Here is a 10,329-nt window from a genome sequence, read left to right on the forward strand (position 1 = left end):
CCCCACCACAACACACAACAACACACCGCCGCTTGACAACCAAAACCCAGGGATGTCTTCACGGACGGTCGAAGCCGGCTCCAGGACTGGTGCTGCTCTTGGCGGGGCGGCGGGCGGCCGGAGCGGGCTTGGCCGTCCGTGAAGGGCACCTTCACGGACTCTGAGTCCGTGAAGGTGCCCCTCACGGACCTTCGGACCTGGCCATTCGGGCATCAATCGGGCAATTCGACGGCCCTGGTGTCCTTTGTGGATGGTCCAGCAGGCGCAGGGCCGCGCAGCACCTCCCCGGCATCGGGCTCAGCGCCCCGCTCGGACGGCCGAACCCCGCCCGAGCCGCCCCCGGTTCCGCGGGCCGGAACCGCTTCGGCCCATCGGGGGTCACCCGTCCGCCAGGGTTGTCCACGGTCTGTCGCATGCCGTCATCCGGCCGTGTTCCCGGCGGCATCGTTCGTGCCCCGGGCACCGGCTCGCGAACACCCCGCAGGAGTGCCTTCCTAGGCCAGAAGAGGCACGGAAACGCGGCCCCGCCAGCCCGCGAGTGAATTCCCGCGAATCGTCTTGTCCGGGCAAAAGAATCCTCGCTAGCCTCGGTCCCGGATCGAGGAAAAGCCGGCCGCTTCGCATCAGCCCGGGAGCGCGCCGGCGCAGTTCGCCGCGTGCCGATCGGGAATTGCGACCCGAAAAGGGAGTTCATCATGACATCTGTTGCCCGTCCGGTTGCCCGCACCGCGTATCAGCAGTCGGTCGCCGACTACTGGAACGCCGAAAAGGACCCGGTGAACCTGCGCCTAGGCGACGTCGACGGGCTTTACCACCACCACTACGGCATCGGCGACTACGATCCGTCCGTTCTGGACGGACGGGGCGACCGGCGGGACGAGGCGATCATCGCCGAGATGCACCGGCTGGAGACCGCGCAGTCGGAATTCCTGCTGCAGCACCTCGCCCCGATCAATGCGGCCGACCGGCTGCTGGACGCGGGATGCGGGCGCGGCGGCACCAGCGTCCAGGCGCACCAGCGGTTCGGCGCCCGGGTGGACGGCATCTCCATTTCCGAGCAGCAGGTCGAATTCGCCAACGAACAGGCCCGGCTGCGCGGAATCGACGGCTCCGTGCAATTCCATTTGCGGAACATGCTCGACACCGGATTCGAAAGCGGCGATTTCGCCGGAATCTGGAACAACGAAAGCACGATGTACGTCGATCTGCGCGAACTGTTCGCCGAACACGCGCGGCAGCTCCGGCCGGGCGGGCGGTTCGTCACGATCACCGGATGCTACAACGACCTGACCGGCGGGCGTTCGCGCGCGGTGAGCCAGATCGACCAGCATTACATCTGCAATATCCACGCCCGCAGCGACTATTTCGCGGCGCTCGCCGCCAACGGGTTCGTCCCGATCAACGTGGTGGACCTGACCGCGGCGACGATCCCGTACTGGGAGCTGCGCGAGCAGTCGTCCGTGGCGACCGGCATCGAGCAGCCGTTCCTGACCGCCTACCGCGAGGGCAGCTTCCAGTACCTGCTCATCGCCGCCGACCGCGTCTGAGCGGGGCCGCCGTCATGTCCGGAATCGCAGCGGTCCGCCCGGACCTCGCGTGCCCGACCGGCTGGCTGAGCGGGCCGCTCGGGCTCGGCACGTCCGCGGCCCGGATCGCGGAGCAGTTCGCGCCGTCCGGCGGGACCGATCCGGCGTACGCGGAACGGGAATGGGGCGACGGCAGCGCGTCGCCGCTGTACTGCCCGGCGGTGCGGCGGGTGAACGAGCCGCTCGCCGAGGAGGTCGACCGGCGGCTGGTCGAGTGGGCGGCGGGCTGCGGGTTCGAGGGCGAGGGGCTGGACCAGATCGCGCGGGCCACGCTCGGGCGGCTGGTGATGCTGGCCCATCCCGACTGCGACGATCCCGACCGGCTGCTGATCGCCGCGCAGCTCAACGCCGTGTGGTGGGCGGCCGACGACTACTACGCCGACGACAGCTCCCTCGGCGCCTCGCCGACCGAACTGCCGCCGCGGCTGGCGCTGGTCATGGCCGCGATGGACCCGGTCGCGCCCGCGGGCGAGTTCTCCGTGCCGCTGGAGGAGGCGCTGGCGGCCGATCCGATCCGGGTCGGGTTCCGCTCCGCGGTCGACCATCTCGGCAGGCACGGTTCGCCGGTGCTGGTCCAGCGGGTCTGCTATTCGACCTTCGCGATGTTCGTCAGCTGGGACGCCTACGCCGCGTGGCGCCACACCGGACGCTATCCCCCGGCCTGGGAGTACCTCGCGGCCCGCCAGCACGACAGCTTCTACACCTCGATGACCCTCATCGACGCCGTCGGCGGGTACGAACTGCCCGCGCCGTTCTACTACGACCCGCGCGTGCGGGAGGCGATGATGCGCGCGGGCACCGCGACCGTCCTGGTCAACGACCTCCACTCGGTGGCCAAGGACGCGGCCGACGAGAACCCGGTCTGCAACATGGTGCTCCAGATCGCCGCCGACCGGGACTGCCCGGTCTCCGAGGCGGTCGAGACCACGGTCGCGCTGCACAACCGGATCGTGCGCGAGTTCGAGGAGGGGCACCGCGCCCTGCTCTCGATCCCGTCGCCGGAACTGCAGCGCTTCCTCGCCGGCGTCCGCGACTGGATGGGCGGCGGCTTCGAATGGCACGCCACGAACCCTCGCTACCGGTCCTGATCCCGGGCTCCTGACTCCCGGACTCGCTTCCCAGACAACCTTCCCCAGGCAAGCTTTCCCAGACAAGGTGGTTTCGCTGTGACTGTCACCGATCCGGTCGACTCCGCGGACGTGGAAGACCAGGAACCCTTGAGCCTAGGCCGGGCAGCGGCGCGGCAACTGGCCACGACCACGAAGTCCGTGCCGCAGATGCAGGGCATCAGCTCGCGGTGGCTGCTGAAGGTGCTGCCGTGGGTCGAGGTGTCCGCGGGCACCTACCGCGTCAACCGGCGGCTCAGCTACACCGTCGGCGACGGCCGGGTCACGTTCGTGACCAGCGGGTCCGAGGTCCGGGTCATCCCGCCGGAACTCGGGGAACTCGCGCCGCTGCGCGGATTCGAGGACGAGGAGGCCCTCGCCGAGCTGGCCGGGCGGTTCGAGCAGCGCGAGTACCAGCCGGGCGACGTGCTGGCCGAATTCGGCAGCCGGGCCGACCAGGTGTTCCTCGTCGCGCACGGCAAGATCACGAAGGCCGGGGTCGGCGCCTACGGCGACCAGACCGTGCTCGGCACGCTCGTGGACGGCGACTACTTCGGCGAAAGCGCGCTCACCAGTTCGGACGCGATCTGGGAGTTCACCGCCAAGGCGGTCACCTCCGCGACCGTGCTGACGCTGTCGCGCCAGGAGTTCGAGGGCGTGCTGAACCGGTCCGACGCACTGCGCGCGCACCTCGACGCCTTCATCGCGGGCGGGTCCTCGGCCCGCAACGAACACGGCGAGGCGGAGATCGCCCTGTCCGCCGGGCACGACGGCGAACCGCAGCTGCCGGGCACCTTTGTCGACTACGACACCTCGCCGCGCGAGTACGAGCTGAGCGTCGCGCAGACCGTGCTGCGGGTGCACAGCCGGGTCGCCGACCTCTACAGCCAGCCGATGAACCAGACCGAGCAGCAGTTGCGGCTCACCGTCGAGGCGCTGCGGGAGCGGCAAGAGCACGAGCTGGTCAACAACCCCGACTTCGGCCTGCTGCACAACGCCGACTTCGAGCAGCGGGTGCCCACCCGCACCGGCCCGCCGACGCCGGACGACTTCGACGAGCTGCTTTCGCTGGTGTGGAAGGACCCCGGGGTCTTCCTGGCGCACCCGAAGACGATCGCCGCGTTCGGGCGGGAATGCAGCAAGGCGGGGATCTACCCCGGCTCGGTCGACCTCAACGGCAACCACGTGCCGGCGTGGCGCGGCGTGCCGATCCTGCCGTGCAACAAGATCCCGGTCACCGAGACCCGCACCAGCTCGGTCCTGCTGATGCGCACCGGCGAGCAGGCACAGGGCGTGGTCGGGCTCCACCAGACCGGGCTGCCCGACGAGTACCAGCCGGGCCTCAACGTCCGGTTCATGGGCATCAGCGAGCAGGCCATCCTGTCCTACCTGGTCTCGGCCTACTACTCCGCCGCCGTGCTCGTGCCCGACGCCCTCGCGATCCTGGAAGCCGCCGAAATCGGCCGGGAGGGCTGAGCCCGGTGACCGTCACGCAAGAAGAGCAGCAGCTTTCCCTCGGCGTCAAGGCGGCCCGCACCCTCGCCACGACGACCAAGTCGCTGCCGCAGATGCGCTCGATCACCACGCGGTGGCTGCTGTCGCAGCTGCCGTGGGTCGAGGTGCCCGGCGGCAGCTACCGGGTCAACCGGCGGCTCACCTACACCGTCGGCGACGGCAAGGTGAGCTTCTTCCAGACCGGCGCGCGGGTGCAGGTCGTCCCGCTCGAACTCGCCGAACTCGGGCTGCTGCGCGGGTTCGCCGACGAAACGGCGCTCGGCGCGCTGGCCGACGCGTTCGAGCAGCGCGAGTACGAGGCGGGCAGCACGCTCGTGTCCGCCGGGGGCGCGCTGGACCAGCTCGTGCTCGTCGTCCACGGGAAGGTCACCCGGCACGGCCCCGGGCAGTACGGCACGGAAACCCATCTCGGCACCGCGACCGACGGCGACCACTTCGGCGGCGAACTGCTCGCCAGGGACGACGCCACCTGGGGGTTCACTGCCCGCGCCGCCACCAGGGTGGTCGCCATGGTGCTGCCCGCCGGTTCGTACGCCCGGCTCAACGGCAGGCTCGACTCGCTGCGCGCACACGTGGCGCAGGCCGCGTCCCGGCCGCGGAAACCGCAGAACCGCAAGGGAGAGGCGGAAATCGACCTGTCCGCGGGCCACGACGGCGAACCGGTCCTCACCGGCACCTACGTCGACTACGAACCCTCGCCGCGCGAGTACGACCTCTCGGTCGCGCAAACGGTCCTGCGGGTGCACAACCGCGTCACCGATCTGTACAACGACCCGATGAACCAGTTCGAGCAGCAATTGCGGCTCACCGTGGAAGCGCTGCGGGAACGGCAGGAACACGAGCTGGTCAACAACCCGGATTTCGGCCTGCTGCACAATGCCGACCTCACATCCCGGATCACCACCCGCACCGGTCCGCCGACGCCCGGCGACCTGGACGAACTGCTGTGCCGCCGGCGCAAAACACGCTTCTTCCTCGCCCATCCGCGCGCGATCGCGGCAATCGGGCGCGAATGCACGCGGGCGGGCATTTACCCGGAGCCGGTCGTGGTCGACGGGAAACGCGTCACCTCGTGGCGCGGCGTCCCGATCCTGCCCTGCGACAAAATCCCGGTCACCGAGGCGGGCACCACGTCGGTGCTCGCGATGCGCACCGGGGAAGACGACGCGGGCGTCATCGGATTGCGGCCGAAATCCCTCGCCGACGAATACCGGCCGGGATTGAACGTGCGGTTCATGGGCATCAGCGACCGCGCGGTGTCGTCCTATTTGGTCAGTGCCTACCACTCCGTCGCGGTTCTCGTTCCGGACGCGCTGGGGGTCCTCGACGACGTCGAGGTCGCCCGCGGCTGAGGCACGGCGATGCTCGCCGGAAGCAGCGCGCTTCCGGCGAGCGTCGGCGTTTCTAGCGGTAGATGTGCTTCTCCGGCAAGCGAACCGTCACGAAGCCGTTGGCGAAGTTGGCTTCCACCTGTGCCGATTCCTGGGCGTCGGGCATCGCGTTCTTGCACGAGATTCCCGGGCCGTGGCCGGACATGAGTTCCGAGCAGGGGCCCTCGTAGTGGTCGGGAAGGCCGAGGTTGTGGCCGATCTCGTGGGCGATGATCCGGGTCGGGTCGTTGCCTTCGGCGACCTGCTGGGTGTCGATGTAGATGTCGCCGCTGCCGTGCCCGTCGGTGGTGGTGTAGGAACCGCCGCCGGTGGTTTCGTGCATGATGATGGTCGCGGCGCCGCCGTCGTTCAGGTGGACGTTGTGCACCGAGTTGTTCCAGTTCGCCGCGGCCTGGGTGGCTTCGGCCTGGTAGTCGGGCAAACCGCTGGCGTCGTAGTACAGCTCCACCGCGTCCAGCGGGGCGGCGGCCGCGGTCCCGGCGCCGGCCAGCGGCAGCACGACCGCGGCGGCCGCGCCGGCGGCGAACCGGGCAAAGCGTTGCAGGGTCATGGTTTTTCCTCTCCGCGCGAAGGTGTGCGGGTCAGCTTCCGATCTGCTGCTGGATCCACGACGAGTACTGGGCGATGCCGGTGTAGAGCGTGCTGGTGGCGCATTCGCCGCCGTTGTCGCCGGGGCCGTGGGTTTCGCCGACCAGCGTCCAGTTCCCGGTGGTGCCGACGATCGCGGGCCCGCCGGAATCGCCGTGGCACGCGGAATGCGAGTAGTCGCCGGAAATGCAGACGTCGCCTGCTCCGCCGCCGCCCGCCGCGCAGTCGCTGCTGTCGAGCACCTGCAGGTCGATTTCCTGCAGGGTCTGCGCAGTCTGGCAGTTCGGCCAGCTCATGCAGCCCCAGCCGAGCAGGCGCGCGCCCGTTCCCGGCGACGGGTTGCTCTGCGCCATCGCGACCGGAGCCGACTGGGCGGGCTGGCTCAGGTGCATCATGGTGAGATCGGTGCCGGGATTCGTGACCACGTTGTCGATCTGGCCGACCTCGCCCGCGTTGATGTCGATGGCGCCGATCCGCGCCGTCGAGGCGTAGCCGCAGTGGTGTGCCGTGATGATCCACTGCGGCGCGACCAGGCTGCCGCCGCAGCCGTTGTCCAGCGACACCATGAACGAGTACGTTTCGGTGGCGTCGCCGCCTCCGATGATGGCAGGCTGCGCCGCGACCGCCGGTGCGGCGACCCCGAACAGCAGAGCCGCCGCGCCCATCACCGCCAGCATTATTTTCCGCATCGCTTTCCCTTCCATAGCAACCCATCCCGCCGATCGCGGGAGAGTTCGGCCTGATCTGCGGCCGGGGGACAACTTTCGTGGGCGCCGGGCCCACGCCGGAAACCACAGAGTCCCAGGGCCGCCGGAGTCCGAACACCGTCGAAAGGAGGGAGCCGAACCGTGCGGGGCGGCACGAACCTCGATTACCGGGATGAACCGAACGCCGAATAAGGCGTTCGAGTTCGGTGTTCGCGCAGTTCAACGAGCCGCTAATGGTTCGGGTACGGGCTTCCGTTGAGCGGACGGCGAGCCCCGCTGGACAGCAAAACCGAACGGGATTCGGAACTTTCGTGGGTATAAGCGATTGCCGAGCTTCACTAAACTCGCAAATTGCGCCGCATTCGCTGACCGCGGCGCGCCATCGTCCTATTCGCGAGAAACGGAGATGTGCATGATCCCAGCACTCAGTCAAAGACACGGCGGACGCGGCGGTATCGCCTTCGCCGCGGCGGTTCTGGCCGCTGGATCAATTTTCGCCGCATCCGGCGTCGCGGCGGCCCAGCCTTCCTCGGCCCCGCAGGACGCGAGAGCCGCGACCGCCATGTCCGCCAGCATCGCGAAGTCGCTCGGCGACCGCACTGTCGGCTCGTACTACGACCAGGCCAGTTCCCGGCTGACGGTCACCGTCACCGACCAGGCCGCCGCCGACCAGGTCCGCGCGGCCGGCGCGACGCCGAAGTTCGTGAAGTACCGCGCGTCCCAACTGAAGGCGGTCACCGCGGAACTGGGCCGCACGGCCAGCGTCCCCGGCACCGCGTGGCGCGTCGACCCGCGAACCGGACAGGTGCTCGTCACCGCCGATTCGACGGTCTCCGGAGCCAAGCTGGCCCAGGTGACCAACGCCGTGCACAGCTTCGGCGACAAGGCCCGGTTCGCCCAGACGAAGGGCAAGCTGCGCCCGTTGATCAGCGGCGGCGACGCGATCTGGGGCCAGGGCCTGCGGTGCTCGCTGGGCTTCAACGTGCACACCTCGAGCGGCCAGCCCGCGCTGCTGACCGCCGGGCACTGCGGCGTGGCCACCAACGACTGGTGGGAGGACCAGGGCAACTCGCAGCACATCGCCAGCACGTCCGGCGCCGACTTCCCCGGCACGGATTACTCTTACGCCACCTACGATTCCGGCGTCGACGCCCCCAGCGCCGTCAACACCGGGCAAGAGATCACCGCCGCGGGCGAAGCGACCGTCGGCGAAACCGTCACCCGCAGCGGCTCGACGACCGGCGTGCACGAAGGCCAGGTCACCGCGCTCGACGCGACGGTGAATTATCAGGAAGGCAGCGTGTACGGCCTGATCGACACCACCGTCTGCGCCGAACCAGGCGACAGCGGCGGCGCACTGTTCGACGGCCCGACCGCACTGGGCCTCACCTCCGGCGGCAGCGGCGACTGCAACTCCGGCGGCGAGACCTTCTTCCAGCCCGTGCCCGCGGCGCTCAGCGCCTACGGCCTGGTCCTGCCGTAACACTTCCAGACGTCCGTGAGGGGAACCCTGAGGGACTCAGATTCCCCCAGGGTTCCCCTCACAGACGACCCCACCTCCGACGGTCCGTGAGGGACCCCTTCACGGAACCAGATTCCCTCAAGGAGTCCTTCACAGCCCGCCACCCCGCAGCGCGCCCCAATGTGGCATTGGGTGCATGCGACGCAACCAACGCCACATTGGGTGCATCCGACGCACCCAATGCCACATTGGGGCGCTAGCCCCAACCCCCCACCCAACCGCCACCAGCGCACCCAACCCATCCGGGCACCCACATCCCCCCGCACCCCGATACGAAGCCGCCCTGCAGTTCGGGGGTGCTTGTCAAGGCATCTTTCCCGCCTTGACAAGCACCCCCGAACTGTCAGCACACTGGGGCTTCGGGTTGCCCACCGCAAGCACCCAGCGCAATGTCGCCGCCAGGCGACGAGCAAAACCTCACTCAGCAGCCATCCGCTCCCGAAGGGAACGAGGCCGCATATCCGTCCACACCTCGTCGACGTGCCGCATGCACTCCTCCCGGCTCCCCCGCGCCCCGTCCGGACGCCACCCCGCCGGAACCTCCTTCTCCGCGGGCCACAGCGAATACTGCTCCTCGTCGTTGACCAAAACCTGGAACACAGCGTCTTCCTCCATCAGAACTCTCCCTTTCCAGATGTTTCCTCAAGTTCCGGAACCCGGGGCGCGGCAGGCAAACCACGCAGAGTCCCGCTGAACGTCGTCACAAGAGTCACCGCCGCGATCGACCCGGTGCAAGCCAGCACCGCCGACACCGCCGGCAACGCCTCCACCAACCACCCACCCAACGCCGGCCCAGCAGCCGCCGCCAACCCGCCGGTCACCCCAAGCACCCCGCCAAGCCGCCCCCGCAATTCGTCCGGCGTGGACAGCAGCTGATAAGTAGCGATCGCCGTATTAGCCGCAGGCGGCAAAAACGCGATACCCGCGAACAACACGCCCATCAAATATCCATTATGGACAAACACCGCCAACGGAGTAAGCACCGTCAGCGCCCAAAAAACCCCGATGACCAACCCGTACGCACTAAGCCACCGATGCAGATACGGCGCGGCCAACGACCCCAAAATCCCGCCACCCCCGAGCATCGCCGCCATCACCCCGATCTCCCCCGACGGCACCCCGCGCTCGGTCGCCAGCACGATGATCACCAGGTAATAAGCGGAAAAGAACAGATTCAGGCTGACCACGCACAGGACCGTCGCGCGCAACGGCGGCCGCGTCCACACCCAGCGCAACCCCTCGAGGATCTCCCGCCCGAGATGCCTCGGCGACCGGTCCGCCCGCTCCGCATGCGCCGGCAGCCGGACGAACAGCAGCGACACGAACGCGAAGACATGCGCGACCACGTCGAAGAGAAACGGCACCACCCGTCCCACCGCGAAGAGAAACCCGCCAAGCGCGGTGCCGGACAGCTGGCCCGCACTGGTCCGCGCGGCGTTCATCGCGACCGCCGAAGGCACCTGCTCGTCCGCCACGAGCCGGGGCAGGCTCGCCTCCTCCGCCGGTTCGAACAACGCCCGGCTCAGCCCCATCACGACGGCCACCGCGACGAGCATCCAGACCTCTGCGACGCCCGAGTACAACGCGAGCACCAGCCCGCCCGCCGCGATCGCCTGCGCCGCTTCGCAGCCGAGCATGATCCGCTTGCGGGGCCAGCGATCCACCAGCGCCCCGGCGGGCAGCCCGGCGACGAGCTGGCTGATCGCGACGGCCCCGAGCACCAGCCCGGACTGCGCGGCCGACCCGGTGAGCGCCAGGACCAGCAGGGGGAAGGCGATGGTGGTCGTGCTGAACCCGGCTTCGGAGACGACCTGGCCGGTCCAGAGGAGCCGGTAGTCCCGGTTGCCCGCGATACCGCTCATGCCGTGCCTCCCCGGGTGCGCGCGATACGGGTCCCGGAGCTGGAGAAGGCCC

At 69.1% G+C, this 10,329-nt stretch carries 9 protein-coding genes; 5 read left to right on the plus strand and 4 right to left on the minus strand.

Going from position 1 to position 10,329, the window contains the following annotated elements:
* The first annotated feature begins 695 nt into the window (after window positions 1-695).
* The 4 genes from ACFSVL_RS38300 to ACFSVL_RS38315 all read left to right on the plus strand — a co-directional run bounded on the left by ACFSVL_RS38300 (window position 696) and on the right by ACFSVL_RS38315 (window position 5,559).
* On the plus strand, window positions 696-1,547 hold the full coding sequence (locus ACFSVL_RS38300; RefSeq protein ID WP_378311677.1) for a geranyl diphosphate 2-C-methyltransferase: 852 nt from the start codon (window positions 696-698) through the stop codon (window positions 1,545-1,547).
* 14 nt (window positions 1,548-1,561) lie between these two features.
* Entirely contained in the window at window positions 1,562-2,674 is a 1,113-nt protein-coding gene (locus ACFSVL_RS38305; RefSeq protein WP_378311679.1) for a family 2 encapsulin nanocompartment cargo protein terpene cyclase, read from the plus strand.
* 78 nt (window positions 2,675-2,752) lie between these two features.
* Entirely contained in the window at window positions 2,753-4,168 is a 1,416-nt protein-coding gene (locus tag ACFSVL_RS38310) for a family 2B encapsulin nanocompartment shell protein (protein WP_378311681.1), read from the plus strand.
* Window positions 4,169-4,173: 5 nt separating this feature from the next.
* A complete protein-coding gene (locus tag ACFSVL_RS38315) occupies window positions 4,174-5,559 on the plus strand; it encodes a family 2B encapsulin nanocompartment shell protein (protein WP_378311683.1) in 1,386 nt (461 codons plus the stop codon).
* Window positions 5,560-5,611: 52 nt separating this feature from the next.
* On the opposite strand, the gene ACFSVL_RS38320 is transcribed toward ACFSVL_RS38315, so the two are convergent.
* Both ACFSVL_RS38320 and ACFSVL_RS38325 read right to left on the minus strand, forming a co-directional pair.
* Window positions 5,612-6,148: a snapalysin family zinc-dependent metalloprotease gene (locus tag ACFSVL_RS38320; protein WP_378311685.1), complete on the minus strand. Its 537-nt coding sequence runs from the start codon at window positions 6,146-6,148 to the stop codon at window positions 5,612-5,614.
* A 31-nt stretch (window positions 6,149-6,179) separates the two neighbouring features.
* Entirely contained in the window at window positions 6,180-6,875 is a 696-nt protein-coding gene (locus ACFSVL_RS38325; RefSeq protein ID WP_378311687.1) for a S1 family peptidase, read from the minus strand.
* Between the two features lie 430 nt (window positions 6,876-7,305).
* On the opposite strand from ACFSVL_RS38325, the gene ACFSVL_RS38330 reads away from it, so the two are divergent.
* The gene (locus ACFSVL_RS38330; protein WP_378311689.1) at window positions 7,306-8,376 is read left to right on the plus strand and encodes a S1 family peptidase; all 1,071 of its coding nucleotides are present in this window, start codon (window positions 7,306-7,308) and stop codon (window positions 8,374-8,376) included.
* 456 nt (window positions 8,377-8,832) lie between these two features.
* Here the strand turns inward: ACFSVL_RS38330 and ACFSVL_RS38335 are convergent, their stop codons facing one another.
* The gene (locus ACFSVL_RS38335) at window positions 8,833-9,030 is read right to left on the minus strand and encodes an MbtH family protein (protein ID WP_378311691.1); all 198 of its coding nucleotides are present in this window, start codon (window positions 9,028-9,030) and stop codon (window positions 8,833-8,835) included.
* Window positions 9,030-10,277, minus strand: a complete 1,248-nt coding sequence (locus ACFSVL_RS38340) for an MFS transporter (RefSeq protein ID WP_378311692.1) — start codon at window positions 10,275-10,277, stop codon at window positions 9,030-9,032. The genes ACFSVL_RS38335 and ACFSVL_RS38340 overlap by 1 nt, the downstream gene beginning before the upstream one ends.
* Window positions 10,278-10,329 lie beyond the last annotated feature (52 nt).

It is taken from the genome of Amycolatopsis silviterrae (genome assembly GCF_042684085.1).
Classification (GTDB): Bacteria; Actinomycetota; Actinomycetes; order Mycobacteriales; family Pseudonocardiaceae; genus Amycolatopsis; species Amycolatopsis silviterrae.

Excerpts from the sequence above, each read along its gene's own strand:
- ACFSVL_RS38320 (WP_378311685.1), bottom strand. The coding sequence starts at position 6,148 with ATGACCCTGCAACGCTTTGCCCGGTTCGCCGCCGGCGCGGCCGCCGCG.
- ACFSVL_RS38300 (WP_378311677.1), top strand. The coding sequence starts at position 696 with ATGACATCTGTTGCCCGTCCGGTTGCCCGCACCGCGTATCAGCAGTCG.
- ACFSVL_RS38330 (WP_378311689.1), top strand. The coding sequence starts at position 7,306 with ATGATCCCAGCACTCAGTCAAAGACACGGCGGACGCGGCGGTATCGCC.
- ACFSVL_RS38340 (WP_378311692.1), bottom strand. The coding sequence starts at position 10,277 with ATGAGCGGTATCGCGGGCAACCGGGACTACCGGCTCCTCTGGACCGGC.
- ACFSVL_RS38305 (WP_378311679.1), top strand. The coding sequence starts at position 1,562 with ATGTCCGGAATCGCAGCGGTCCGCCCGGACCTCGCGTGCCCGACCGGC.
- ACFSVL_RS38325 (WP_378311687.1), bottom strand. The coding sequence starts at position 6,875 with ATGCGGAAAATAATGCTGGCGGTGATGGGCGCGGCGGCTCTGCTGTTC.
- ACFSVL_RS38335 (WP_378311691.1), bottom strand. The coding sequence starts at position 9,030 with ATGGAGGAAGACGCTGTGTTCCAGGTTTTGGTCAACGACGAGGAGCAG.